At 57.3% G+C, this 25612-nt stretch carries 23 protein-coding genes; 10 read left to right on the top strand and 13 right to left on the bottom strand.

Translation table 11 applies throughout. From position 1 onward, the window contains the following. Window positions 1-2: 2 nt before the first annotated feature. From QMX96_RS06860 to rpmH, 8 genes are all read right to left on the bottom strand, one after another. The gene (locus QMX96_RS06860) at window positions 3-797 is read right to left on the bottom strand and encodes a ParA family protein (RefSeq protein WP_043860671.1); all 795 of its coding nucleotides are present in this window, start codon (window positions 795-797) and stop codon (window positions 3-5) included. Between the two features lie 18 nt (window positions 798-815). Further along, entirely contained in the window at window positions 816-1466 is a 651-nt protein-coding gene (gene rsmG / locus QMX96_RS06855; protein WP_058541972.1) for a 16S rRNA (guanine(527)-N(7))-methyltransferase RsmG, read from the bottom strand. Continuing rightward, window positions 1463-3355 (bottom strand): tRNA uridine-5-carboxymethylaminomethyl(34) synthesis enzyme MnmG, encoded by a 1893-nt coding sequence (mnmG, locus tag QMX96_RS06850; RefSeq protein ID WP_054916064.1) that lies wholly within the window; start codon window positions 3353-3355, stop codon window positions 1463-1465. The genes rsmG and mnmG overlap by 4 nt, the downstream gene beginning before the upstream one ends. 513 nt (window positions 3356-3868) lie before the next feature. Next, window positions 3869-5239 carry a tRNA uridine-5-carboxymethylaminomethyl(34) synthesis GTPase MnmE gene (gene mnmE, locus QMX96_RS06845; RefSeq protein ID WP_043860673.1) on the bottom strand — a complete coding sequence of 457 codons (1371 nt, stop codon included), beginning with the start codon at window positions 5237-5239 and terminating at the stop codon, window positions 3869-3871. Between the two features lie 83 nt (window positions 5240-5322). Continuing rightward, window positions 5323-7005, bottom strand: a complete 1683-nt coding sequence (gene yidC, locus QMX96_RS06840) for a membrane protein insertase YidC (protein ID WP_043860674.1) — start codon at window positions 7003-7005, stop codon at window positions 5323-5325. A 2-nt stretch (window positions 7006-7007) separates the two neighbouring features. After that, window positions 7008-7256 (bottom strand): membrane protein insertion efficiency factor YidD, encoded by a 249-nt coding sequence (gene yidD, locus QMX96_RS06835; RefSeq protein ID WP_078481305.1) that lies wholly within the window; start codon window positions 7254-7256, stop codon window positions 7008-7010. Further along, entirely contained in the window at window positions 7249-7653 is a 405-nt protein-coding gene (rnpA, locus tag QMX96_RS06830; protein ID WP_196933215.1) for a ribonuclease P protein component, read from the bottom strand. The genes yidD and rnpA overlap by 8 nt, the downstream gene beginning before the upstream one ends. A 13-nt stretch (window positions 7654-7666) precedes the next feature. Continuing rightward, window positions 7667-7801, bottom strand: a complete 135-nt coding sequence (gene rpmH / locus QMX96_RS06825) for a 50S ribosomal protein L34 (protein ID WP_002551315.1) — start codon at window positions 7799-7801, stop codon at window positions 7667-7669. A 603-nt stretch (window positions 7802-8404) separates the two neighbouring features. Here rpmH and dnaA point away from each other — a divergent pair. From dnaA to QMX96_RS06775, 10 genes are all read left to right on the top strand, one after another. Then, on the top strand, window positions 8405-9922 hold the full coding sequence (dnaA, locus tag QMX96_RS06820; RefSeq protein ID WP_058541975.1) for a chromosomal replication initiator protein DnaA: 1518 nt from the start codon (window positions 8405-8407) through the stop codon (window positions 9920-9922). 42 nt (window positions 9923-9964) lie between these two features. Then, entirely contained in the window at window positions 9965-11068 is a 1104-nt protein-coding gene (dnaN, locus tag QMX96_RS06815; RefSeq protein ID WP_043860677.1) for a DNA polymerase III subunit beta, read from the top strand. Between the two features lie 19 nt (window positions 11069-11087). After that, a complete protein-coding gene (gene recF / locus QMX96_RS06810) occupies window positions 11088-12191 on the top strand; it encodes a DNA replication/repair protein RecF (RefSeq protein WP_043860678.1) in 1104 nt (367 codons plus the stop codon). A 4-nt stretch (window positions 12192-12195) separates the two neighbouring features. Next, window positions 12196-14613, top strand: a complete 2418-nt coding sequence (gyrB, locus tag QMX96_RS06805; RefSeq protein WP_054916057.1) for a DNA topoisomerase (ATP-hydrolyzing) subunit B — start codon at window positions 12196-12198, stop codon at window positions 14611-14613. 836 nt (window positions 14614-15449) lie between these two features. After that, window positions 15450-16088, top strand: a complete 639-nt coding sequence (locus QMX96_RS06800) for a TnsA endonuclease N-terminal domain-containing protein (RefSeq protein ID WP_011953077.1) — start codon at window positions 15450-15452, stop codon at window positions 16086-16088. Further along, window positions 16069-18027 (top strand): DDE-type integrase/transposase/recombinase, encoded by a 1959-nt coding sequence (locus QMX96_RS06795; protein ID WP_011953078.1) that lies wholly within the window; start codon window positions 16069-16071, stop codon window positions 18025-18027. The genes QMX96_RS06800 and QMX96_RS06795 overlap by 20 nt, the downstream gene beginning before the upstream one ends. Continuing rightward, the gene (locus QMX96_RS06790; RefSeq protein WP_010951429.1) at window positions 18024-18983 is read left to right on the top strand and encodes a TniB family NTP-binding protein; all 960 of its coding nucleotides are present in this window, start codon (window positions 18024-18026) and stop codon (window positions 18981-18983) included. Before QMX96_RS06795 ends, QMX96_RS06790 begins: the two co-directional genes overlap by 4 nt. Before the next feature lie 75 nt (window positions 18984-19058). After that, entirely contained in the window at window positions 19059-20975 is a 1917-nt protein-coding gene (locus QMX96_RS06785) for a TniQ family protein (protein WP_010951430.1), read from the top strand. A gap of 56 nt (window positions 20976-21031) precedes the next feature. Continuing rightward, window positions 21032-21391 carry a histone-like nucleoid-structuring protein, MvaT/MvaU family gene (locus QMX96_RS06780; RefSeq protein ID WP_010951431.1) on the top strand — a complete coding sequence of 120 codons (360 nt, stop codon included), beginning with the start codon at window positions 21032-21034 and terminating at the stop codon, window positions 21389-21391. Window positions 21392-21762: 371 nt separating this feature from the next. Beyond that, the gene (locus tag QMX96_RS06775) at window positions 21763-22095 is read left to right on the top strand and encodes a DUF2790 domain-containing protein (protein WP_011953079.1); all 333 of its coding nucleotides are present in this window, start codon (window positions 21763-21765) and stop codon (window positions 22093-22095) included. Between the two features lie 97 nt (window positions 22096-22192). Here the strand turns inward: QMX96_RS06775 and QMX96_RS06770 are convergent, their stop codons facing one another. The 5 genes from QMX96_RS06770 to QMX96_RS06750 all read right to left on the bottom strand — a co-directional run. Then, window positions 22193-22648 (bottom strand): DUF411 domain-containing protein, encoded by a 456-nt coding sequence (locus QMX96_RS06770; protein WP_011953080.1) that lies wholly within the window; start codon window positions 22646-22648, stop codon window positions 22193-22195. Then, window positions 22638-23417: a cytochrome c gene (locus tag QMX96_RS06765; protein ID WP_011953081.1), complete on the bottom strand. Its 780-nt coding sequence runs from the start codon at window positions 23415-23417 to the stop codon at window positions 22638-22640. The genes QMX96_RS06770 and QMX96_RS06765 overlap by 11 nt, the downstream gene beginning before the upstream one ends. 9 nt (window positions 23418-23426) lie before the next feature. After that, complete coding sequence (locus QMX96_RS06760; RefSeq protein WP_011953082.1) at window positions 23427-24542, bottom strand: copper resistance protein B; 1116 nt, start codon at window positions 24540-24542, stop codon at window positions 23427-23429. Further along, window positions 24532-24855, bottom strand: coding sequence for a hypothetical protein (locus tag QMX96_RS06755; protein ID WP_012269845.1), 324 nt, complete (start codon window positions 24853-24855; stop codon window positions 24532-24534). The genes QMX96_RS06760 and QMX96_RS06755 overlap by 11 nt, the downstream gene beginning before the upstream one ends. Window positions 24856-24869: 14 nt before the next feature. Continuing rightward, window positions 24870-25612, bottom strand: a 743-nt coding sequence (locus QMX96_RS06750) for a multicopper oxidase domain-containing protein (RefSeq protein WP_282361467.1), incomplete at its 5' end; no start/stop codon positions are given.

Raw genomic sequence — 25612 nt, 5'->3', positions numbered from 1 at the left:
CCTTAAGTTGCCTGTGCGGCAGTGCGGGTTTGACGGCGTTGACGGCGTACCAGTTCACCGGCCAGGGCCAGATAGGCCAGGGCGCCACGGGACTGCTTGTCGTAGGCCAGGGCCGGCATACCGAAGCTCGGGGCCTCGGCCAGGCGGATGTTGCGCGGGATCACCGTATCGTAGAGCTGCTCGCCGAAGTGTTCCTTGAGCTGCGCGGACACGTCGTTGATCAGGCTCAGGCGCGGGTCGTACATGGTGCGCAACAGGCCTTCGATCTTGAGCTGCGGATTGAGCTTGGCAGCGATGCGCTTGATGTTATCCACAAGGTCGCTCAAGCCTTCCAGGGCAAAGTATTCACATTGCATCGGAATGATCACGCCATCGGCGGCCACCAGGGCATTGAGCGTCAGCATCGACAGCGACGGCGGGCAGTCGATCAGGATGTAGTCGTAACTCTCGCGGATCGGCGCCAGCGCTGTGCGCAGCCGGCTCTCCTTCATCTGCATTTCGAGCAGAACCACTTCGGCCGCAGTGAGGTCGCGGTTGGCCGGCAGCAGTTGATAACCACCGTGTTCGGACACGTGCATGGCTTGAGCCAGGTCGCACTCGCCGATCAGCAGGTCATAGACCGAATGTTCAAGGACGTGTTTATCCACACCGCTACCCATGGTGGCGTTGCCCTGTGGATCGAGGTCAATCAGCAGCACGCGGCGCTTGGTAGCCACCAGCGATGCAGCGAGATTGATGCAGGTGGTGGTCTTGCCCACACCACCTTTCTGGTTCGCGATCGCGAATACCTTAGCCATTCTTGCTTGTGTTCCCAGTCATGCCGTGCGGCGCAGTATCAGCAGATGGCGCTGGCCTTGGCAACCCGGAACGGTCAAGGCCTGCTCGCTATCCACTTTGAAATCTGCCGGCAATGCTACCAGCTCATCAGCCGGATGCAGCCCTTTCATTGCCAGCCACTGCGTCTGGGCGTCGCCAAGGTGGCGCGTCCAATTGGTGAAGTTCTCCATGCTGCTGAAAGCACGAGAAACAATTCCGGAGAAAGGCTGTTCCGGCTGGAACGCCTCGACCCGGCTGTGGATAACTTGCAGGTTATCCAGCTTCAGCTCCAGTTTCACCTGGGTGAGGAAGCGGGTTTTCTTGCCGTTGCTGTCCAGCACCGTGACCTGCTTGTGCGGATGCAGGATAGCCAGGGGAATGCCCGGCATGCCGCCGCCGCTACCGACGTCGAGCCAGCGCTCGGTGTCGCTGTGGATAAACGGCATGACGCTCAGGCTGTCCAGCAGGTGGCGGGATACCATTTCGTCGGGATTGCGCACTGCAGTCAGGTTGTAAGCCTTGTTCCACTTGATCAGCAGCGCCAGATAAGCCAGCAGTTGCGCGTGCTGGGCCTCGCTCAGCTCGACACCAAGCTGGCGGGCACCTGTGGACAACTCCTGGGCGTGTTGAGGGGTGACCATAGAACTCAAGCGCTTTGCTCCAACTCGCGGCCTGCGCCGCGTTTTTTCAGGTGAATCAGCAACAGGGAAATAGCCGCCGGGGTCACGCCGGGAACGCGCGAGGCCTGGCCGAGTGTCTCTGGGCGGGCCTGGCTGAGCTTACCCTGAATCTCCTTGGACAACCCGGAAATACCAGCGTAGTCGATATCCTCGGGCAGGCGGGTGTCTTCGCTTGCCCGCAGGCGAGCGATTTCTTCCTGTTGCCGGTCGATGTAACCGGCGTATTTGGTCTTGATCTCGACCTGCTCGGCCACCTGAGGGTCGATTTCTCCACCGCCGGTCACTTCCACCAACCCGGCATAGTCGATTTCCGGGCGGGTCAGCAGGTTGAGCAGGTTGTATTCATGGCTGAGCGGCGTGCCGAACTTATCCACAATCGCCTGGCCCATCGCGGTATTGGGCTGAACCCAGGTGGACTTCAGGCGTTGCTCCTCGCGCTCGATGCTTTCGCGCTTGGCGCTGAACGCGGCCCAGCGTGCATCGTCGACCAGGCCCAGTTCACGGCCTTTTTCGGTCAGACGCAGGTCGGCGTTGTCTTCACGCAGAATCAGGCGGTACTCGGCCCGCGAGGTGAACATGCGGTACGGCTCCTGGGTACCCAGGGTGATCAGGTCGTCGACCAGCACCCCGATGTACGCCTCGTCGCGGCGCGGGCACCAGCTTTCGCGGCCCTGTGCACGCAGCGCGGCGTTGGCACCGGCCAGCAGCCCCTGCGCACCGGCCTCTTCGTAACCGGTGGTGCCGTTGATCTGGCCGGCAAAGAACAACCCGCCGATGGCCTTGGTTTCCAGGCTGTACTTCAGGTCACGCGGGTCGAAGTAGTCGTATTCGATGGCATAGCCCGGGCGCACGATGTGCGCGTTTTCCATGCCGCGGATCGAACGCACCAACTGCAGCTGCACGTCGAACGGCAGGGATGTGGATATCCCGTTCGGGTAAAGCTCGTGGGTATTGAGCCCTTCTGGCTCGATGAATACCTGGTGGCTCTGCTTGTCGGCAAACCGGTGGATCTTGTCTTCGATCGACGGGCAGTAACGCGGGCCGATGCCCTCGATCACGCCGGAGTACATCGGCGAACGATCGAGGTTGGAAGCAATGATCTCGTGAGTGCGTTCGTTGGTGTGGGTAATCCAGCAACTGACCTGACGCGGGTGCATGGCCTTGTCGCCCATGAACGACATCACCGGTATCGGGGTGTCACCGGCCTGTTCGGTCATCACCGAGAAATCTACCGAACGCCCGTCGATACGCGGCGGCGTGCCGGTTTTCAGGCGACCCATGCGCAGCGACAGCTCACGCATGCGGTGCGCCAGAGCGATGGCCGGCGGATCGCCGGCACGCCCACCGGAATAATTCTGCAGACCTATGTGGATAAGTCCGCTGAGGAAGGTACCCGTGGTCAGCACCACAGAATCGGCATGGAAACGCAGACCCATCTGCGTGACGACGCCGCGTACCTGGTCCTGCTCGACGATCAGGTCGTCACAGGCCTGCTGGAATATCCACAGGTTGGGCTGGTTTTCGAGAATCTCGCGTACCACGGCCTTGTAGATGGCGCGGTCGGCCTGGGCGCGGGTTGCACGCACCGCCGGGCCTTTGCGGTTGTTCAAAACGCGGAATTGGATACCGCTCTTGTCGGTAGCCAGGGCCATGACACCGCCCAGCGCATCGATCTCCTTGACCAGATGGCTCTTGCCAATACCGCCAATGGCCGGGTTGCAGCTCATGTGCCCGAGGGTTTCCACGTTGTGGGTCAGCAGCAGGGTTTTCACACCCATGCGTGCAGACGCAAGCGCAGCCTCGGTTCCGGCATGGCCGCCGCCGATGACGATCACTTCAAAACGGGAAGGGAAATCCACCACGCACCTCGTGCCTGTTTCGGGAATAGATAGGAATAACGCACAAGTATAGGGACTTACCCCCCTTCTAGGAACCGCTTGAACAAAATTTAACCAGCCTGTGGATGAGTGGCTGACAATAGAAATAAAGAGAGAGAAATTTATTAAAGCTTTGTTTTTATGTTTATTCTTAGTGAGGCAGCTTTCTGTGGATAAACCTCTACAGCCCTTATTCCACCTTATGTACAGAGGTTCAAAAGGCTGTGGTCTAGTGGCCATGAGGGGTCTGGATAAGCGCCTTAAGCCTGTGGATGAAACACCCACTTATCAACAGGGGGAGTTATCTCCAGCCTTGAGGCCGGGTTATCAACCGAGCTGAGGCGGGGTTTTCCACAGGGCTTATTCTGCGGTTTGTGAGTAAGACAGGCACGCGAAAGCCCCGGAGCGTTCCGGAATTCTCGACAGGGGATAAAAAACCGAGGGGATGACAGCCGACAACGAGGCCCTGGATCGGCCCCGTTGTGGATAAACGGACTACTTGCCGATGCAGAAGCTGGAGAAGATGCGCCCCAGCAGGTCATCGGAGCTGAAGGCGCCGGTAATTTCGCCCAGGGACTGCTGGGCCTGGCGCAGGTCTTCGGCCAGCAGCTCTCCAGCGCCCGCCAGGGTCAATTGCGCATGACCGTGGTCCAGGTGCGAACTGGCCTGGCGCAGGGCGTCCAGGTGGCGACGGCGGGCACTGAAGCCGCTTTCGGCGGTCTGTTCGTAGCCCATGCAGGCCTTGAGGTGATCGCGCAGCAGTTCCAGGCCCTGGTCGGCGCCCTTGGCACTGAGGGTGATGGTGACGTGGCCATCGTCGGACAACTGCAGGCCCACGGGGTCGCCACTGAGGTCGGCCTTGTTGCGAATCAGCGTGACCTTGGCCGGGTCGGGGCGCTGTTCAAGGAATTCAGGCCACAATGCGAACGGATCATCGGCTTCAGGTGCCGTGGCATCCACCACCAATAGCACCCGATCGGCCTCGCCAATGGCCTTGAGGGCACGTTCCACCCCAATCTTTTCCACATGGTCTTCGGTATCGCGCAGGCCGGCGGTGTCCACCACGTGCAACGGCATGCCGTCGATGTGGATATGTTCGCGCAGCACATCCCGGGTAGTACCGGCGATGTCCGTCACGATGGCCGCCTCGCGCCCGGCCAGTGCGTTGAGCAGGCTGGACTTGCCGGCATTCGGCCGCCCGGCGATCACCACCGTCATGCCGTCGCGCAACAGCGCACCCTGCCCCGCCTCGCGCTGCACTGTGGATAAACTTTCGCGCACCTCCTCGAGCATGCGCAGGACGTGGCCATCGGCAAGAAAATCGATTTCCTCTTCGGGAAAGTCGATTGCCGCCTCGACGTAGATACGCAGGCTGATCAGTTTTTCGGTGAGGTTATCCACACGGCGGGAGAATTCGCCCTGCAACGAGCGCAGCGCATTACGCGCCGCCTGTGCAGAACTGGCCTCGATCAGGTCGGCGATGGCTTCGGCCTGCGCCAGGTCGAGCTTGTCGTTGAGAAAGGCGCGCTCGCTGAATTCGCCCGGGCGCGCCAGGCGGCAACCCAGTTCCACGCAGCGCTGCAGCAGCATGTCGAGCACAACCGGGCCGCCGTGGCCCTGCAGCTCCAGTACATCTTCACCGGTAAAGGAGTTGGGCCCGGGAAAATACAGGGCAATGCCTTCATCCAGTACCAGGCCATCGTCGCCCTTGAACGGGCCGTAATGGGCATACCGCGGGGTGAGCTCACGGCCGGTGATGGCCAACCCGGCCTTGCTGGCCAGCGGTCCGGAAATACGCACGATTCCTACACCGCCACGACCCTGGGCAGTGGCAATTGCAGTGATGGTTTCACGACGAGCATTCATCAGCGAAGGCCTCAGACAAAAACGACAGATAGCAAAACGCCCCACGAGGGGGCGTTTTATCCACAGGTTAGCTGGCTAACCCGTCAAGCGGTGGCTTTGTTGCTCGCCGCTTCGATCTTGCGGGTGATGTACCACTGCTGTGCGATCGACAGGCAGTTGTTCACAACCCAGTACAGCACCAGACCTGCCGGGAACCACAGGAAGAAGAAGGTGAAGATGATCGGCATCAGCTTCATCACCTTGGCCTGCATCGGATCCGGCGGCGTCGGGTTCAGGCGCTGCTGGATGAACATGGTCGCGCCCATGATGATCGGCAGGATGAAGAACGGATCCTTGATCGACAGGTCGGTAATCCAGAACATCCACGGGGCCTGGCGCATTTCAACGCTTTCCAGCAATACCCAGTAGAGCGAAAGGAAGACTGGCATCTGCACCAGGATCGGCAGGCAGCCGCCCAGCGGGTTGATCTTCTCTTTCTTGTACAGCTCCATCATGGCCTGCGACATCTTCTGCCGGTCATCGCCATGTTGCTCTTTCAGCGCGGCCAGTTTAGGTGCCACGGCACGCATGCGCGCCATCGACTTGTAGCTGGCAGCGGACAGCGGGAAGAACAGCAGCTTGATCAGCATGGTCAGGACGATGATTGACCAGCCCCAGTTGCCGAGCAGCTCATGGATATGTTGCAGCAGCCAGAAGATCGGCTGGGCAATGAACCACAGGATGCCGTAGTCGACGGTCAGCTCCAGGCCCGGGGACAGCGCCTTGAGTTTTTCCTGGCTCTTGGGACCGGCGTACAGCAGCGTGCTGGTTTCGCCCTGGGCGCCGGCAGCCACGTTCAGCTCCGGACCGGTGAACCCGATGATGTAGTTGCCCTGGCTGTCCTTGCGTGTCTGAACAACGTTGTTGTCCGACTTGTTGGGAATCCAGGCGGTCACGAAGTAGTGCTGCAACCAGGCAACCCAGCCGCCGGTAACATTTTCTTTCAAACTACCTTTGTCGATGTCCTTCATCGACACTTTCTTGTACGGCTCGGCACTTGTCCACAGGGCGGCGCCCAGATAAGTGGCGGTACCGGTGGCGGTGCTCGACGACGGATCGGAGCTGGCATCGCGCTTGAGCTGTGCAAACAGGTTGCCTGTCCACGGCTTGCCGCTCTGGTTGTCGATCAGGTGAGTGACTTTCAGGTCATATTCACCACGGTTCAGGGTGAAACGCTTGATGTAGTTCACACCCGCGTCGCTGAACTTGAGGTCGACGACCAGTTGGTTCTGGCCATCGGCCAGTTGATAACTTTTCTGCTCGGCGGAATACAGCGGGCGACCAGCGGCACGTGCATCGGGGCCGTTGGCACCGGTCAGGCCGCTCTGGGCCAGGTAAACGCGCTCGCCGCCGTTATCGAACAGCTGGAACGGAATTTCCGGATGGTCCTGGCGACGTGGATATTTCGGCAGGGTCAGCTGCGCGATATCACCGCCGTTGGGGTTGATAGCCAGGTCGAGGACATCGGTCTTGACCCTAATCAGGTCTGTGCTGACGGCAACCGGTGCAATTTCTGCAGGGGTGGTTTCAGCAGTGGCGCTCGGAACATCGGCGCTGGCGCCGGATGTGCCAACGGTCGGGGTATCGGGCAAGCCCGGCGCGACGGTGCTGGCAGCAGTATTCTGAGTCGGCAGGGCAGCCTGGCCGTAGTCCTGGTTCCACTTGAGGACCATGACATAGGACACGATTGCCAGGGCGGCGATCAGGATCGTGCGTTTAATATCCATGATTACTCGGCTATCGAAGAAGAAGTACGGGAAGTGGGAGCAGGCGGAACCGGGTCATAACCGCCGGCATTCCACGGATGACAACGCCCGAGACGACGAGCGGTCAACCATCCACCGCGCAATGCGCCATGTGTTTCGATGGCTTCAATCGCATAGGTGGAACAGGTCGGATAGAAACGACAGTGGCTGGCCATCAGAGGGCTAATGGCGTAACGGTAAAACTGGATCGGAACGAGTACCAGTTTACGCATCTGGACGGTCTACCCCTGCAGATTCGCTGTTAACCACTGGAGCGGGCCGACTGCGTGCAAGGCGCTTCCAGAGCTTGCCAAAATGTTGGTGCAATTCTGGGTTTTCTACGTCGCCCAGGCCTTTGCGCGCGACGATCACGATGTCCCAACCGGCCAGCAAATGCTGGTGGAGACGAAACGAATCGCGCATCAAACGCTTCAAGCGGTTGCGTTGAACGGAGAGCTTGACGCTCTTTTTCCCGATCACGAGCCCCAGGCGGGGATGATCCAGGCCGTTCTCGCGGGCAAGGAGCAAGAGACTCTTGCCTGGCACCTTGCCGGATGGAGAGTCAAAGACCGCTTTGAAGTGTCGGGGTGTCAGAAGACGTTTTTCCCGACTGAAGTCCTGACTCACCACCTGTGCCGAAAAATCAAACTGCCAGACGCTTACGGCCTTTGGCACGACGGCGGGACAGTACGGCACGGCCGTTCTTGGTAGCCATACGGGCACGGAAACCGTGAGTGCGGGCGCGCTTGATGGTGCTTGGTTGGAAAGTACGTTTCATGGCGTGTTACCTGGTTCGTCGACAACGGGCCGGAATGGCCCCCGTTTTAAGAGACCGGCGATTCTAGAGAAAGCAGCGCCATAGGTCAATTTCCAACCAGCTTTTCCTTATGGATAAAAAACCGGGCGCCTTCGCGTGCTCGTCCACAGGCCTGTGCCCCGGATGACAGGGACACAGCCTTGCCGGACGCTTAAACATAGAAAAAAGAAGAGAAGGTATTTAAAGCTTTTTTGTAAATCTTATAGAACTTAGGCAGCTGTTTTCTGTGGATAGAACGCTACAGGCCTTGTTCTACGTACTGTACAGAGAAAAGAAACCCTGTCGGGAAGCGGTGCTCTGGCTGTGCTGTGCAGGCGCAAAAGCTGTGGATTAAAAGGCCTGTTATCCACAGCGCAGTTATCCACCGATTTCGACCCCCACTTGTGCAAAGTGCTCAGGCATGGTTATCCACAGGGCTTATTCACAGCGGTAAAGTGACGTTTTTGCCACTAACCTGCTGATTTATCGCCACCCTCGACACACCTGCATGTGGATAACTGCGCTGGTGGTCGGTACAATGGCCGCTTGTTTTTGCCTCACCGGCGTTCAACTCAGGGGATATCCGTGTCAGTGGAACTTTGGCAGCAGTGCGTGGACCTTCTGCGCGACGAACTGCCTGCCCAGCAATTCAACACCTGGATCCGTCCGCTACAGGTCGAAGCCGAAGGCGACGAGTTGCGCGTCTATGCGCCTAACCGGTTCGTACTCGATTGGGTCAATGAAAAGTACCTGGGTCGCTTGCTCGAACTGCTGGGCGAACACGGCAACGGCATCGCCCCTGCGCTTTCCTTATTAATAGGCAGCCGACGCAGTTCGGCACCCCGTGCTGCGCCCAACGCACCGCTCGCCGCCTCGGTCGCCGCTTCCCAGGCCCAGCAGGCTGCCCAGGTCGCTGCCGTGGCAGCCCCGGCAGCGCCAGCACCTGTGCCGGCAGCGCCCCAGGTCGAAGATGCACCTTCGCGCGACAGCTTCGACTCGATGGGCGAGAACACTGCCGTGGTGGCTCCACCCAGCAGCCGTACCGAACAACGTACTGTGCAGGTAGAGGGTGCGCTCAAACACACCAGCTACCTGAACCGCACCTTCACCTTCGAGAATTTCGTCGAGGGCAAGTCCAACCAGCTGGCCCGCGCGGCAGCCTGGCAGGTCGCCGACAACCCCAAGCATGGCTACAACCCGTTATTCCTCTATGGCGGGGTGGGCCTGGGTAAGACGCACTTGATGCACGCTGTGGGTAACCACCTGCTCAAGAAGAATCCGAATGCCAAGGTGGTGTACCTGCACTCGGAGCGCTTCGTAGCCGACATGGTCAAGGCGTTGCAGCTCAATGCCATCAACGAGTTCAAGCGCTTCTACCGCTCGGTCGATGCGCTTCTGATTGACGACATTCAATTCTTTGCCCGCAAGGAGCGTTCGCAGGAGGAGTTTTTCCACACCTTCAACGCCCTGCTCGAAGGTGGCCAGCAGGTGATTCTCACCAGCGACCGCTACCCCAAGGAAATCGAAGGCCTCGAGGAGCGCCTCAAGTCCCGCTTTGGCTGGGGCCTGACCGTTGCCGTAGAGCCGCCGGAGCTCGAGACCCGCGTTGCGATCCTGATGAAGAAGGCCGACCAGGCCAAGGTCGACCTGCCACATGACGCTGCGTTCTTCATTGCCCAGCGCATCCGCTCCAACGTGCGGGAACTGGAAGGCGCGCTGAAGCGGGTCATTGCCCACTCGCACTTCATGGGCCGCGATATCACCATCGAGTTGATTCGCGAATCGCTGAAGGATCTGCTGGCACTGCAGGACAAGCTTGTGAGTGTGGATAACATTCAGCGCACAGTGGCCGAGTACTACAAGATCAAGATTTCCGATCTGCTGTCCAAGCGGCGTTCGCGTTCGGTGGCCAGGCCGCGTCAGGTGGCCATGGCCCTGTCCAAGGAACTGACCAACCACAGCCTGCCGGAAATCGGCGACGTCTTCGGCGGCCGCGATCACACCACGGTGTTGCACGCGTGCCGCAAGATCAACGAACTCAAGGAATCCGACGCGGATATCCGCGAGGACTACAAGAACCTGCTGCGGACCCTGACGACGTGATGAACGTCAGCGCGGCTTTTTTTTAAGGCAAGGGACTAGACCATGCATTTCACCATTCAACGCGAAGCCCTGTTGAAACCCCTGCAACTGGTCGCAGGCGTCGTCGAGCGCCGCCAGACCTTGCCGGTATTGTCCAACGTGCTGCTGGTGGTCCAAGGCCAGCAACTGTCGCTTACAGGTACTGACCTGGAAGTGGAACTGGTTGGCCGTGTGCAACTGGAACACCCTGCCGAGCCCGGCGAGATCACCGTACCTGCACGCAAGCTGATGGATATCTGCAAGAGCCTGCCGAGCGAAGCGGAGATCAGCATCAAGGTCGACGAGCAGAAGGTCATCATCAAGGCCGGCCGCAGCCGTTTCACCTTGTCGACCCTGCCAGCCAACGATTTCCCCACCGTCGAGGAAGGCCCGGGTTCGCTGACCTGCACCCTGGAGCAGAGCCGCCTGCGCCGCCTGATCGAGCGCACCAGCTTCGCAATGGCCGTGCAGGACGTGCGCTACTACCTGAACGGCATGCTGCTGGAAGTCTCCACCGGCACTCTGCGCGCGGTCGCCACCGATGGTCACCGTCTGGCCATGTGCTCGATGCAGGCCGATATCGGTCAGGCTGATCGCCACCAGGTGATCGTGCCTCGCAAGGGTATCCTTGAGCTGGCGCGCCTGCTCACTGATCCGGAAGGCACCGTTGCCATCGTGCTGGGCCAGCAACACATTCGCGCCACTACTGGCGAATTCACCTTCACCTCCAAGCTGGTGGATGGCAAGTTCCCGGACTACGAGCGCGTATTGCCAAAGGGCGGCGACAAACTGGTACTGGGTGATCGCCAGGCACTTCGCGAAGCGTTCAGCCGTACCGCGATTCTGTCCAACGAAAAGTACCGCGGCATTCGTTTGCAACTGGCGGCTGGCCAACTGAAGATTCAGGCCAATAACCCCGAGCAGGAAGAAGCCGAAGAAGAGATCGGCGTCGACTACAACGGCGGTTCGCTGGAAATCGGTTTCAACGTGAGCTACCTGCTCGACGTGCTGGGCGTGATGACCACCGAACAGGTTCGTCTGATCCTGTCCGATTCCAACAGCAGCGCCCTGCTGCAAGAGGCGGACAATGACGATTCTGCATACGTCGTCATGCCGATGCGCCTGTAATTTGTCCAGCACTCGCTAGATGTCCCTCAGTCGCGTTTCAGTCACCGCGGTGCGCAACCTGCACCCGGTGACCTTCTCCCCCTCCCCCCGCATCAACATCCTGTATGGCGCCAACGGCAGCGGCAAAACCAGCGTGCTGGAAGCCATCCATTTGCTCGGCCTGGCCCGTTCATTTCGCAGCACTCGCCTTACACCGGTCATCCAGTATGAAGAACTGGCTTGTACGGTATTCGGCCAGGTCGAACTGAATGAAGGTGGTTCCAGCAACCTGGGCATATCGCGGGAACGGCAAGGGGATTTCACCATTCGCATCGACGGGCAGAACGCCCGCAGTGCCGCCCAACTGGCAGAGATACTGCCGCTGCAACTGATCAATCCGGACAGTTTTCGCCTGCTCGAAGGTGCGCCCAAGATTCGCCGGCAATTCCTGGATTGGGGTGTGTTCCACGTGGAACCTCGCTTCATGTCCACCTGGCAGCGCCTGCAGAAGGCCCTGCGGCAGCGGAACTCATGGTTGCGGCATGGTACACTTGACGCTGTTTCGCAAGCAGCCTGGGACCGGGAGTTATGCCTGGCCAGTGCGGAAATCGACGAGTACCGCCGTAATTACATCAAAGCGCTGAAACCCGTCTTCGAACAAACCTTGAGCGAATTGCTGGAGCTCGAGGGGCTGACCCTGAGTTACTACCGAGGGTGGGACAAGGACAGAGACCTCAGTGAGGTCCTGGCTGGCTCGCTCCATCGGGATCAGCAGATGGGCCACACACAGGCAGGTCCGCAACGTGCGGATCTGCGACTCAGGTTAGGCGCCAACAACGCGGCCGATATCCTGTCTCGCGGCCAGCAGAAACTGGTGGTGTGCGCACTGCGTATCGCCCAGGGGCATCTGGTCAGCCAGGCACGCCGCGGCCAATGTATTTATCTGGTGGATGACCTGCCGTCCGAATTGGACGAGCAGCACCGTCGTGCACTTTGCCGCTTGCTGGAAGACTTACGCTGCCAGGTGTTTATCACCTGTGTAGACCACGAATTATTGAGGGAAGGCTGGCAGACGGATACGCCAGTTGCCTTGTTCCACGTGGAACAAGGCCGTATCACCCAGACCCACGACCATCGGGAGTGAAGGCATGAGCGAAAATCAAACGTACGACTCCTCCAGCATTAAAGTGCTCAAAGGGTTGGATGCCGTACGCAAGCGTCCCGGTATGTACATTGGCGACACCGATGATGGTAGCGGCCTGCACCACATGGTGTTCGAGGTGGTCGATAACTCGATCGACGAAGCCCTCGCCGGCCACTGTGACGACATTACCGTAATCATCCACCCGGATGAGTCCATCACCGTTCGCGACAACGGCCGCGGCATCCCGGTCGATGTACACAAGGAAGAAGGGGTTTCCGCCGCAGAGGTCATCATGACCGTACTGCACGCCGGCGGTAAGTTCGACGACAACTCCTACAAGGTATCCGGCGGCCTGCACGGTGTGGGCGTCTCGGTGGTGAACGCGCTTTCCGAAGAGTTGATCCTCACCGTTCGCCGCAGCGGCAAGATCTGGGAGCAGACCTACGTTCACGGTGTACCGCAGGCTCCGATGAAGATTGTCGGCGACAGCGAAACCACCGGCACCCAGATCCACTTCAAGCCATCGTCCGAAACCTTCAAGAACATCCACTTCAGCTGGGACATCCTGGCCAAGCGGATTCGTGAACTGTCGTTCCTCAACTCTGGCGTAGGCATCCTGTTGAAGGACGAACGCTCGGGTAAGGAAGAGGAATTCAAGTACGAAGGTGGCCTGCGCGCATTCGTCGAATACCTGAACACCAACAAGACTCCGGTGAACGAAGTGTTCCACTTCAGCGTTCAGCGCGAGGATGGTGTGGGTGTGGAAATCGCCCTGCAGTGGAACGACAGCTTCAACGAGAACCTGTTGTGCTTCACCAACAACATTCCGCAGCGCGACGGCGGTACTCACCTGGTGGGTTTCCGTTCGGCGCTGACGCGTAACCTGAACAACTACATCGAGCAGGAAGGTCTGGCCAAGAAGAACAAGGTCGCGACCACCGGTGATGATGCCCGTGAAGGCCTGACCGCAATCATCTCGGTGAAGGTGCCTGATCCCAAGTTCAGCTCGCAGACCAAGGACAAGCTGGTTTCGTCCGAAGTCAAAACTGCGGTGGAACAGGAGATGGGCAAGTACTTCTCCGACTTCCTGCTGGAAAACCCGAACGAAGCCAAGGCTGTGGTCGGCAAGATGATCGACGCTGCGCGCGCCCGTGAAGCGGCCCGTAAAGCGCGTGAAATGACCCGTCGCAAGGGCGCGCTGGACATTGCCGGGCTGCCGGGCAAGCTTGCCGACTGCCAGGAAAAAGACCCTGCCCTCTCCGAACTGTACCTGGTGGAGGGTGACTCCGCAGGCGGCTCGGCCAAGCAAGGTCGCAACCGCAAGACCCAGGCTATCCTGCCGCTCAAGGGCAAGATCCTCAACGTCGAGAAAGCACGTTTCGACAAGATGATTTCGTCCCAGGAAGTGGGCACGCTGATCACCGCACTGGGCTGTGGCATCGGCCGCGAAGAGTACAACATCGAGAAGCTGCGCTATCACAACATCATCATCATGACCGATGCTGACGTCGACGGTTCGCACATCCGTACCCTGCTGCTGACCTTCTTCTTCCGTCAGTTGCCGGAGCTGGTCGAGCGCGGCTACATCTACATCGCGCAGCCGCCGCTGTACAAGGTCAAGAAGGGCAAGCAGGAGCAGTACATCAAGGACGACGAGGCCATGGAAGAGTACATGACCCAGTCAGCCCTCGAAGATGCCAGCCTGCACCTGGACGAGTCCGCGCCACCGGTTTCCGGTGTCGAGCTGGAGCGTCTGGTCAACGAATTCCGTACCGTGATGAAGACTCTCAAGCGTCTGTCGCGCCTGTACCCGCAAGAGCTCACCGAGCACTTCGTGTACCTGCCGGCCATCTCGGTGGAGCAGCTGTCCGACCACGCGCACATGCAGAACTGGCTCGCCAGGTTCGATGAGCGCCTGCGCAATACCGAGAAGTCGGGCTTGCTGTACAAGGCCAGCCTGCGTGAAGACCGCGAGCGCAATGTGTGGCTGCCAGAAGTGGAAATCACTTCCCACGGCCTTGCCAGCTACGTGACCTTCAACCGCGACTTCTTCGGCAGCAACGACTACCGCACCGTGACCGCGCTGGGCGCCCAGCTTGCCACCCTGCTGGGTGAAGGTGCCTACGTGCAGCGTGGCGAACGCAAGAAAGCCATCACCGAGTTCAAGGAAGCCCTGGACTGGCTGATGGCCGAAAGCACCAAGCGTCACACCATCCAGCGCTACAAAGGGCTGGGCGAGATGAACCCGGACCAGCTGTGGGAAACCACCATGGACCCGACTGTGCGCCGCATGCTCAAGGTGACCATCGAAGACGCGATCGCTGCCGATCAGATCTTCAACACCCTGATGGGCGACGCCGTGGAACCGCGCCGCGAGTTCATCGAAAGCAACGCCCTGGCGGTATCCAACCTGGACTTCTGACCGGTTGTAGGTTCACAGAAAAGCTGCACGCTTTCACAAATAGATGACCGGCCGGGCTTCAACCATGGCCCCTGTCGGTCACCATCAAGCCCGCCTTCGCGGGCTTTTTTTTGCCTGGAATTCCTGCCGGGGCGCCCTACTCCGCTCATTGGAAAATGATGCAGATGGGGGGATTTGAGGAAGTGATTTGATGGGGCGCTGGAAGTGCTGAGAGGGTCGGCGGGCGGATCTGAGCAGCAGAGAGATTGAGAGGACTTTAAAACTAATATTTGAACACCTTAATAGTTAATTAAGCGTACGTGTTAAGTATTAATTTGAACAATTTAGTATGGAAATGGAATTTGGTGGAAGTTGCCATTTTGGATTTTTTGTAGATTTCGAAGGGATGTTGGAATAAGATCTATGACCAACTTTTCCGCTTTGCACTGAAGATTTTCAGCCAAATCAGCTGTTTGAAGCGAGAGCTTCAGACCTGATCCAAATTGCTCCAGCGATCACGAAGTGGCCGTTTAGAAATAAAGAGAGCAAGCCGATTGCTTTAGATTCTGATCAGTCATGAGAGTCATGACCAATGAGAGAAAAGGAGACCTGAAAATGTAGAAAAACGCGATCAATCCCGAGAGGACTGACCGCGCTTAGCGAAGCAGACTTGCGTCCTCAGAACCCGCAATGTCTGCTTTTTCGAAGCGACTGTCAATCCTCTCCCATTTTTTCGACCTTAGCGAGGTTACTCGACGGCACAGTGTTGCCTGTCGAAAGGCCTCACTTCGCCCGCCCTGCGCCTTGATTTTTTGGCGCAGCGTCGGCGCTCGTTTCGAGATTTTCGGAGGTGTTTCATGACAGTACGAAAGGTGGTCACGCGGCGGTCCAACCATTACCGCGGCTACTTCCCATCGCTCAAAAATAAAAAGCCTGTGCCCTGGGAGTCCCAGCTCGAAGGCGCTCTTTTTCGGCTTCTTGAGCTGTCTCCTGCGGTCATCGGCTACGTCCCGCAGCCCAGTGAGGAACGTGTTCCATCGCTCCAGGGCTACTTCAAATATTACCCAGACGTACAGGTTTTCCTCGCGGATGGGCGCGAGTGGTGGTTTGAAGTGAAGCCTCACGACCGACTGAAGATTGCCAGCGTCAGGCAGCGACTGGATGCCGCTGAGCGCTACTTCAACGCCACTGCCCGTAACTTTTCGGTGATCACTGAAAAGTTAATTGAAGCTGAACCCCTGGCTACCAATCTTAGAAGGCTGATGTATCACCGGCGCGGTCCAGAGCTTTCGCATCAGGCGTTGGAGGAGGTAATGGCGACCTTCAACGAATGGCCGCCTATGACCGTTGCAGATCTGCTCTACGTGGTTGGTGAGGGGAAAGCCTGGCGCTTGTTAGGCCTTGGGGTGGTGGGCATTGACCTTGATAGGTCAATTGACACTGACTCCCCGGTCTTCCTGCAAGGGGGGCACCGTCATGCAAACCTTTTCCCTTAGGGTGAAATTGGTCGTCATCGTTCGTGGCGTACTGATGGTGCTTGAGAAGAGGCTTATTGACCGGAAGCTGCTCTTTTTCGATGAGCTTGGTGAGCCCACGAAGCTATCCGAGAAGGAGTTCTATGAGGCCTACGAGAAGCGCGAGATCGAGATCTCCGCTGATCAGCCATACCTTGGGAGGGTTCCGTATGTGCGGAACGTCCCTCCAGATATTTCATGCTTCCCCAAAAAACATGGAGATGAGGCATTGCGTCGACGCAAGTATCTGGACGACCTAACTAAGCGCGGTAAATACAAGCTACCGGGTGACGAAGACATGATCAAGAAGCTTAGAGATATCGCCAAAAAGATTGGGGATGCGTGCGCACCCTCGGTTTCCACTATTCGACGTTGGGCAGCCAAATACATTGGCCAGAACGTAGTAAAGCTTATCCCTCAGCATGCCAAAAAGGGTCGGGCTGCCGCGATACAGGGAGAGCTCGAAGTTATTCTTGAAGGGGTGATTAATAAAACCTACCTGCAGGATACGATTCCAGCGGTCAGCGTGGTCGTTTCAGAATTCGAGGATCAGATAAAAGAGAGGAACAAAAGTCGTTTGCCTTCGGATCAGCTCAAGATCCCAAGCGGAATGACTGTCCGAAGGTACATCGCCAAGCTGGATCCGTACCTTGTGGATAAGGAGAGGCTCGGAAAACACGCAGCAGACAAGAAGCACCGTGTTGCGGCGGGTGTCCTACGTGTCCATGAGATTTTGGAACGTTGGGAAATTGATCACACCTTGTTGGACGTCCAGCTTGTGGATGAAACCTCGGGGCTGTGCATTGGGCGCCCCTATCTGACGATCGTCCTCGACCGCTTCTCTCGAATGGTGATGGGATATTTGCTCCACCTGTCGGCGCCAAATACGGAAACCGTGCTTCGTGTGATCGAACGCTCAATCCGTCCAAAAGCCGAATTGCTGAAGCGCTTTCCGAAAGTGAGAAATGAATGGTGGGCACGTGGGCTGCCGGCTCGAATAGTCCCAGACAACGCAGCGGAATTTCACGCGGGCGATCTCATCATGGGATTCAACGAGTTGGGTATCGAGATCATGTATCCCGCTTCAAGGGCCCCTCAAAGGAAAGGTGCCGTCGAACGCTTTTTCAGCACACAGAACCTGGGGCTTATCCACAACCTCCCGGGTACCACCTTCTCGAATATCCAGCAGCGTGGCGATTACGACTCGGAGAAGAATGCATGTTTCACGCTCCCTCAATTGGAGGCGGTGGTAGTGAAATGGATCGTCGATGGTTACCACCAGACTCCTCATCGGGGGCTGGACAACAGAACACCGGCTCAAGTCTGGGGGACTAGCGAGGCGAACCATGTCATCAGCCTTCCCGTCGACCTGGACTCGTTGGAGTGCATTCTGGCCAAGCGGGCCTCGGTGAAGGTTCACCATTACGGCATCGAGGTTGCCAAAGTGGGCTACCACTCTACGGAACTTGCTGAGCTCCGTATGCGTTTGGCAGACGGAGAAAAGGTAAACGTCCGCTATCGAGACGAAGCCGGGCACGTTTGGGTTCACGACCGCTTCAGAAACTTGTTCTTCAAAGTGCCCGCCAAAGATGAGCGAATGGCCGGTAAGAGCAGGGAGGTGTGGAAGGCTGCCGAGAAAGCGCTGCGAGAAAAATATAATGAGCAGCCTAGCTTCGAGGCTACGCACAGGTGCTACCAGGAAATTATGGAAGATGCAGACGAGGCCCGCCGTTCGCAGACGCTCAGAAAACGACGCGCAGCTGCCATAGCGAAAATCGACAAGGAGGGTCGAGTGACCGAAAGCACGCCTCCACCCAAGGTACTCGCTGAAGTGGAATGGACCGGTGACTCTATTCCTAACATTCCGCCAGCAGCCTTCAAGGTCTCGGTTCGTCGCCCTGCTGGGAGTTCTAAGCCATGAACGCCATCAATCTGTACGAATGCTACGAGCATGGTGAATACAGCTTTACGCTCCGCGATCGTTTTATTCACAGCCCTCAAGTCGAGCGAGCGTTGACGCGACTAGGCGATATCCACGGCGATAGTCGGCGTACCAGAGCAAGTAAAGGGTTGCTGATCCAAGGTCCAAGCGGAGTGGGCAAGAGCACATTGGTCAAGGAGTACATTCGGTCATTGGAGGAATTGGAGAGCCATGACCCACAGAAGCGGACAGTTCTGTTCGTCGAGATGCCTTCGTCTCCAACCAAAAAGAACCTGGCAGCAGCCATTTTGGCAGAGCTGAAGGATCCCTTCGCAGAGGCACGAGGACATTCGGCAGAGGTTAAATTTGCGCGAGTAGTCCTGCTGCTGAAGAACCTTGGCGTGGAGATGTTGGTCCTCGATGAGGCGCAGCACCTGGTCGATTATCGTCGTAATGGTGCGTATGAGGCAGCAGACTGGATCAAGAGTCTGATGAATGAAACCAGTATCGCGTTTGTTCTGATTGGGCTGAAGCGCACCGAAAATCTCCTGCTAGCAAACGAGCAACTGCGACGCAGGTTTTCGGCCACGGTGGCATACGATCGCTTCACCTTCTCCGCTAATACGTCTCTTCATTTCGTGATGTTGTTGCAGGCAATCGAGGGCGAACTGCCTGTTCAAACCATCAGTTTTGTAGAGCCAGCGATGATTAAACGCTTCTACCTGGCTTCCTATGGATTGATCGACTACCTCATCAAGATTGTGGACAGGGCTGTTTGGCTGGTTCAAGTCCAGGACCTTGTCGGGATTGAACTTCCTGTGCTGGCCCAGGCTTTTGAAGACGAGGTTTGGAGCTACGCCACCGAGGATCGAAACCCCTTCAGTGCGAGCTTCAATTTCCAGCCTCTGTTCGGGAAGCGGGAGCCGTTTGAGACGTTCGAAGAGAGCAGTACCTGACGGCCAAGGGCCGGGCTTATCGGCCCGGCTCTACTCCCCTGATTTTTATGTCTTCGATTTCATGGATGTGTAGGAATGTTTGGTCTTTTAATCAACCCACGACCACACCAAGACGAAAGTCTTTTGGGGTACCTGCAGCGCCTGGCGAAAGCCAACGGATTACCCAGAAAGGAACTGCTCACCGCCTTTGCACGAGCCGACGAGACCGATGTTGCGGACTGGCTGCAGATGATGGAAGGACCACTGAGCTGGCCTGCGGTATCTGCTGAGTTTCGTGATCCAAGGCCCAAGGGGGTCAAGTTATGGACGACTCATCACGCTCGTTACTGTCCGATCTGTTTGGGCGAAGCCGGTTATTGGAGAGAAAGCTGGGGCTTGACCCTGGTTACGACGTGTTCTGTCCACGGCACTGAACTCCACGGGCGGTGCCCCAACTGTCTGAAGGAAACCGATCCAAGCGCAATGAGTGCGAATAGTTGCCAAGCGTGTGGCACCTCATTGAGTGGGACCAATTTTGAGATCGCGCCGGCGAGTGATACGGCCGCCTGGCTCACCTCTGGCTTTGAAGATAGGTTTTACGCCGACTCGTTGCCAGCTGACGCGGGATTGGCGGCCCTCACCTACGAACAGTTTCACGAGTTGTCATCGCGTCTCGCTGTCAGAAGTTTGCCTACGGAAAGAACCCAGCCGCTGAAGGTTGCTGATTCGGGTTCGCTAGAGATATCGCGGCTTATGGCAAACGCGGCGGGCGTGGTTCTCATGAACTGGCCTCTCGCATTCAGAGAACTGCTGAGTGGCCTCAAGGCAGTCCATTCCGATAACGAACATTGGACGCTCAGCAGATCGTTCGGCCCGATATACCACGACATCCACCGTGATCTGGATGACTCTTGTTTTGACTTTCTTCGTCGAGAGTTCGAATCATTTCTGCAGCATGCGTGGGAAGCACCGTTAGCGAAGCGAAATCGCAATTTGAGTGAGGAGACGATTGAGAGACATCGTTGGGTGTCGTTCGATTCTGCTGCTGAAGCTTGTGGTCTCGGGGTATCAGTCATAAAACGCCTTCATCAGGAGGGACAAATCGCCTATCGGGAGAAGGTCCATGAAGATCGAGTCTTTACGGTCGTGGACCTGGATCATTTGAAGGCAATCTCGCAGCATCTCCAGGGCGTGGCTGATATGAAAGAAACCTCGACTTTGCTAAGCCTCTGTCGCAATCGGGTTAGGCAGCTGCTAGCTGGTGGTACCCTCCAGTTCTTTGGTGGAGAACCGCGCCCAGGCGAAAGGTGGCTGATTGACTGCCGCTCGATCAACGAATTGATTGATGAGAAGCTGCCTACCAGCTCTGACCAGAGCCTGGTGTCGATCAACTACTTGGCCAAGCATTCTCTGCCCAAGGGGGGTGGGTTGGTCGAGTTGGTTCAGGCAATACGTGCAGGTGAACTTCGCGCTTACGGCCCAGCTGAGAATGGCTCGGTTGCGGTAGGGGCGTGGTTACTCAAGCCGCAAGATTTTGCAGCGTGGCAACAAGCCCGAGCTGAGAACAAGAGTCCGGTCTTTCCCGGCCTGTCGGTAGTCAAGGCTGCTGCGCTGTTAGGCGTCAAAGAACAATGCGCATACGCGTTCGTTCGACTGGGTCTGCTATGGAGCACTGCTGTCGAACGAGGCCGGCGTACGCAATTGATGGTTAAGCCTCAAGCCATCGACAGATTCAGGCGTGGCTATATCTTGGGACCGGAGATTGCGGTGTATTTGGGGAAGTCGACCAGGGAGGCGTTCAAGCACCTTTGGGAGGCCAGGTTTCGCCCCGTTGCGGGGCCATCCATTCCAAACGCGGCTTGCCGGCAGTACGTTTGGGTAAGAAGCAAAAAGCTGATCGATTACCTCGCAAGTGAAGCCGCCCAGATCGACGATCCTGAAGCCATCACGTTTTTATCCACACCGATCGCTCAGCCTCGTGATTGCCGATTCAGGCATGTGGGATCAAGATAGTTAGCACGCTTTCTTTCTTGATTGCTAAAATCATCGAACCCATTTTGGAGAATCTTATGTCCCGTCTCGCTGAATTCCGCCTGCTCGAACAACAGCTCGCAGCCCAACTGGCGGAGCTGGAAGCGCTGAAAAATGACTCTGCCCTGAAGCAGGAAATGGAATTTGAAACGAAGCTGCGCAGTTTGCTCAACGAGTATGGCTACGGCCTGCGCCAAGTGGTGCTGATCCTCGATCCGCAAGCGGTGGCTTCCACTGATATGGCCCCAAAAACCTCTCGGAAACCACGCGAAGTGAAGGTCTACAAGAATCCACACAGCGGAGAGGTTGTTGAGACCAAGGGTGGTAATCAGCGTACGCTTAAGGCCTGGAAAAACGAGTATGGCGCTGAGGTAGTCGAGTCTTGGCTCGCCAATTGATTGCACTGCAGGCGGCTTCTGGCACGAGATGAATCGTGGTGCGCCCCGAATGCAAATTCCCATTCTGGGGCGTGACGAAATTTTCTGCGGGTGGTGGATTTAGAGAATTAAAACTGTCGCTAGAGGGTCCCGTCTTTCGCGGCCTGCAGCCATTTGGAGAGGAAACGCAAAACTGTCGCAATCACCCAAAACGCCGGTTCAGACTGATTCGCTAGAGAATTAAAACTGTCGCAGCCTGAAACGACGCGGCTTTCACGTGTATTCAGAGCCATCATTATCGATAGCCTGCTTACAAACATGTAATTCCTGGATCACGTGGATGACAGCTCCCAGTCGGTAAGCTTCACTCATGTCTTCATGGAGTAACAGAAATGAACACCGCTAAAAGCATTGCCGCCCTCATGCTCGTAATCGCCTCCTCATCCGCTTTAGCTGAAGGAGGATCTGATCGCTTACACGGAAAGATGATTCAGGCAAATGAGCAAGCAATGCGTGCCTACGCCGCTGCCAATGGAAAAAAACCACCTGAAGTGATCCATTATCGCTACGGAATGAAACTGGATGTGGCGAGAGTTATCAGTATGACTTCGCTCAAAGGTAGCTGCGACGTGATGCCGACACAGATGAATTACGAGGACTCAACAGGTGAGTTGAAAATCCTCGAATATCGCTCTGCTGGAATTAACTGTAGAGGTCAAAACTGACCGAAGGGACAGGGTAAGTCTTGGAGTAAGCTGACCACGACCAGCGCTGCAGCTGGTCGGCTGGCCGGCAGAAGCCCTTCCCCCGGGGCATCTTGCATTACGTGTCAGGATAACTGGCAACTACTTGATCGTCCCCACTCTTGGTGAGGCCGATGACTTGATAGGCGTGTTTCATGCCATCAACCTCCATACCTGGTGAGCCAGCGGGCATGCCAGGTACCGCGACGCCTGCCAGGTCGTTGCGCTTTATGAGCTCCTGCACCTGGGCTGCGGGGACGTGACCTTCCACAAACTTGCCATCGATAACCGCGGTGTGACACGAAGCCAGCCTCGGAGCTACTCCTAGCTCTTGCTTCACCGCCCTCATGTCCGTTTCAACGTGGTCGACGACCTTGAAGCCGTTTGCCTCCAAGTGCGCTATCCATTTCTTACAGCAACCGCAATTAGCGTCCCGGTGCACATCGATAGTCAGGGGCTCCGCAGCAAAGGCGGCTGAGGCGATTAGAAGTGACGCTGCGGTACTTAAACCGAGGAAGCGGCGCTTACTTGTCATGAGTGTGCTCCTTCCCGTCTTTGTGCACATGGGTTTTGGGAGTAGAACCTGTGTGGTGGTCCGAGTGCGCCTCGCCGGACTCGTGTTCACCGTGGTGCTCCGCTACTGATGAAGACTCCGAATGCGAACTGCCATGATCATGACTTTCCTCAGCCACGCCGTTTGCTGCGGAATCATCATGATTTCCATGACCTGATTTCGCACCACCGTGTTGGCCTTCATGGTTATGCATATCGCTTTCGCCACCGCCATGTTGGTGACCACCACTGGAAGCGACCATCATCTGGTACTGCTCAGCATTGAGTTGCGGTAGCTGGTCCAGGAACGCGACGATTCCCCAGATGTACTGGTCGTCCATGCTCTTACCCCAGGCTGGCATGCCTGTCGCTTTGATACCGTGCTTGATGGTCCAAAACGCAGCAGCAGGGTCACCGCTTACACCTATCTCGGTGAGGTTTGGTGGGGATGGGTATAGGGCTTGGCTGAGTTCAGTTTTCTCCACCCCTGGCGCGAGGTGGCAACCGATACACATGGCGTTGTAGTTGCCTGCCCCTGCTTGGATGAGAGCAGGATCTTTAAGGTTTGGCACCTCAATGTCGCTTGCTCGGACTTCAATCGAGCGATCCCGCGCCATGGCCAAAAACGCATGCACAGCGGGGAAGTGTGGGTCGTCCGCACCAACGTTCACGAGACCGAAGTAAGCAGCACCTAGCACTGCTGCGCTAGTAACAGCACCTGCCGCCACCAGCGTTGTAATTGTTTTTTTCATGTTGAGTTCTCAAAACCACATCCGAATACCGGCCACAAAACGAGCTTCGTCCACGTCCCCGCCTTCATCCCGAATGAAATCGGCGGTTTTGCCGTAGGAACGGCTCCAGGTGACACCTATGTATGGCGCGAACTGGCGAACAATCTCGTACCGTAACCGCAGCCCGACTTCGGTGTTTGCCAGGCCAGAGCCGACGCCGCGTTCCGGGTCGTTCTTGCCATAAAAGTTGGCCTCAGCGGTTGGCTGAAGAATTAAACGATTGGTTAGCAAGATGTCGTACTCGCCCTCCAGACGGGCAGCGGTTTGACCGTTCTCGCCGATAAAGGCGGTGGCTTCAGCTTCGAAGTCATACAGGGCCAGGCCCTGAATACCGAACGCAGCCCAGGTCTGCGGATCCTCCGGTTTGAAATCCTGCCGGACGCCGGCGACAACATCCCACCACGGGCTTACCGAGCGGCCATAGAGGAGCTGCAGCTCAGCATCTTCAGTCACACCATTGGTTCGTTCACCTTCCGAGCGAATCCAGAGCCTATTGATATCGCCGCCCACCCAGCCGGATGCATCCCAAGCAAGCGTGCTACCTTCATCGGCATCTTGGTATTCCAGTTGGTCTAGCAAGAAAAAGCTGTTGAACCCGCTGTCATCCATTTTGTGCCCGTCAAGCGGGGGGAAGGCAGCCTGCCGGTCGGCATCAGTCAGCACCGGGATTGGCGTACGGCTGGTCGGGGTCGGCGAATCAGCGTTCCCGTTTCCCATCGTGGAATGACCCATCGCGCCATGATCCATGCCTTCCATGGACCCGTGATCCATGCCTTTCATGCTTCCATGGTCCATCTTGCTGTGGTCCATCGAGGCGGGTTTCGCTTTGGGCTGGCCATGGCCCATTTTGCTGTGATCAACGGGTGCAGGTTGCGTGGGTTGCTTGCTCGCGCCCATCTGGCTGTGGTCCATGCCCGGCATCGCAGCCTGTGATGAGGCGTGGTCCATCTGCATGGCACCGTGGCCCATTGCCGAGTGGTCCATTCCGGAATGATCCATTTCAGCGGCGAAGCTGGGCGAAACGCCCAGCACACCTAAAGAAACGGCGAATGCCAGCAGCGATGGTCGTGCAACGCTATTGGCCATTTTTCCCTGCCTTAGCTTTGTCGCTGCCATGCGATTCCATCATTTTGCTGTGATCCATTCCTTCCATGGAACCATGATCCATGCCCTCCATAGAGCCATGATCCATGCCTTTCATGGAGCCGTGATCCATGCCTTCATGGTTCATGCCCTGGGCTTGCTTGCTCTTCGAGCCGTTCGATTGCGCCGCGTTGGACGACTTTTGAGAGTGCTGATCATGGTTGTCACTGGACCAGGAAGACGGGGCGTACACCGCGAGCAGGCCAACCATCGCGGCAGAGAGGAAAAAGGCGCTTCGTTTCATTGGTTTGCTCATCTCGTATCTCCAGTTCATTCGTCCACGCGGACTTCTCGGAACATGCCCATCTCCATGTGGTACATGAGGTGACAGTGATAGGCCCAGCGCCCGAGTGCATCTGCGGTTACGCGATAGCTTCGTTTCGAGCCAGGCGGCATATCGATCGTGTGTTTTCGCACCATGAAATTGCCGTCCTCATCCTCCAGGTCACTCCACATGCCGTGCAGATGGATGGGGTGAGTCATCATGGTGTCGTTGACCAAGGTAATACGCAGGCGCTCGCCGTACTTGAGCCGCAGCGGCTCTGCGTCAGAAAACTTGATCCCATCGAAGGACCAAGCGAACTTTTCCATATGCCCGGTAAGGTGCAGTTCGATTGTCCGGCCAGGTTCCCGGCCGTCAGGGTCGATGAAGGTGCTACGCAAATCCGAATACGTGAGAACCCGACGCCCGTTATCGCGAAGCCCGATCCCCGGATCGCTCAGCTTTGGCGTAGGGGTCATGGTCTGCATATCGACCAGAGGGTTGTTTGTTTCGGAGGCGGGATGGTTCTGCATGGCACCGCTGGCGGCCATATTGCTTTGGTCCATACCGGTCATGTTGCCGTGGTCCATGCCAGCCATCTTGCTATGGTCCATACCGGCCATGCTGCCGTGGTCCATGCCAGCCATCTTGCTATGGTCCATACCGGCCATGCTGCCGTGGTCCATGCCAGCCATCTTGCTATGGTCCATACCGGCCATGCTGCCGTGGTCCATGCCAGCGATCTTGGTGG

The sequence above is a fragment of the Pseudomonas sp. PS01300 genome, from assembly GCF_029960155.1.
Lineage (GTDB): Bacteria > Pseudomonadota > Gammaproteobacteria > Pseudomonadales > Pseudomonadaceae > Aquipseudomonas > Aquipseudomonas palmensis.
This window is presented reverse-complemented; position numbering and strand designations above follow the sequence as displayed.

Coding starts and splice junctions, on each gene's coding strand:
- QMX96_RS06785 (WP_010951430.1), top strand. CDS start 19,059: ATGTTTGGTCTTTTAATCAACCCACGACCACACCAAGACGAAAGTCTT.
- yidD (WP_078481305.1), bottom strand. CDS start 7,256: ATGCGTAAACTGGTACTCGTTCCGATCCAGTTTTACCGTTACGCCATT.
- QMX96_RS06860 (WP_043860671.1), bottom strand. CDS start 797: ATGGCTAAGGTATTCGCGATCGCGAACCAGAAAGGTGGTGTGGGCAAG.
- QMX96_RS06795 (WP_011953078.1), top strand. CDS start 16,069: ATGCAAACCTTTTCCCTTAGGGTGAAATTGGTCGTCATCGTTCGTGGC.
- QMX96_RS06790 (WP_010951429.1), top strand. CDS start 18,024: ATGAACGCCATCAATCTGTACGAATGCTACGAGCATGGTGAATACAGC.
- rpmH (WP_002551315.1), bottom strand. CDS start 7,801: ATGAAACGTACTTTCCAACCAAGCACCATCAAGCGCGCCCGCACTCAC.
- QMX96_RS06770 (WP_011953080.1), bottom strand. CDS start 22,648: ATGACAAGTAAGCGCCGCTTCCTCGGTTTAAGTACCGCAGCGTCACTT.
- QMX96_RS06780 (WP_010951431.1), top strand. CDS start 21,032: ATGTCCCGTCTCGCTGAATTCCGCCTGCTCGAACAACAGCTCGCAGCC.
- gyrB (WP_054916057.1), top strand. CDS start 12,196: ATGAGCGAAAATCAAACGTACGACTCCTCCAGCATTAAAGTGCTCAAA.
- QMX96_RS06775 (WP_011953079.1), top strand. CDS start 21,763: ATGAACACCGCTAAAAGCATTGCCGCCCTCATGCTCGTAATCGCCTCC.
- QMX96_RS06765 (WP_011953081.1), bottom strand. CDS start 23,417: ATGAAAAAAACAATTACAACGCTGGTGGCGGCAGGTGCTGTTACTAGC.
- recF (WP_043860678.1), top strand. CDS start 11,088: ATGTCCCTCAGTCGCGTTTCAGTCACCGCGGTGCGCAACCTGCACCCG.
- QMX96_RS06755 (WP_012269845.1), bottom strand. CDS start 24,855: ATGAGCAAACCAATGAAACGAAGCGCCTTTTTCCTCTCTGCCGCGATG.
- QMX96_RS06800 (WP_011953077.1), top strand. CDS start 15,450: ATGACAGTACGAAAGGTGGTCACGCGGCGGTCCAACCATTACCGCGGC.
- dnaN (WP_043860677.1), top strand. CDS start 9,965: ATGCATTTCACCATTCAACGCGAAGCCCTGTTGAAACCCCTGCAACTG.
- QMX96_RS06760 (WP_011953082.1), bottom strand. CDS start 24,542: ATGGCCAATAGCGTTGCACGACCATCGCTGCTGGCATTCGCCGTTTCT.
- mnmE (WP_043860673.1), bottom strand. CDS start 5,239: ATGAATGCTCGTCGTGAAACCATCACTGCAATTGCCACTGCCCAGGGT.
- yidC (WP_043860674.1), bottom strand. CDS start 7,005: ATGGATATTAAACGCACGATCCTGATCGCCGCCCTGGCAATCGTGTCC.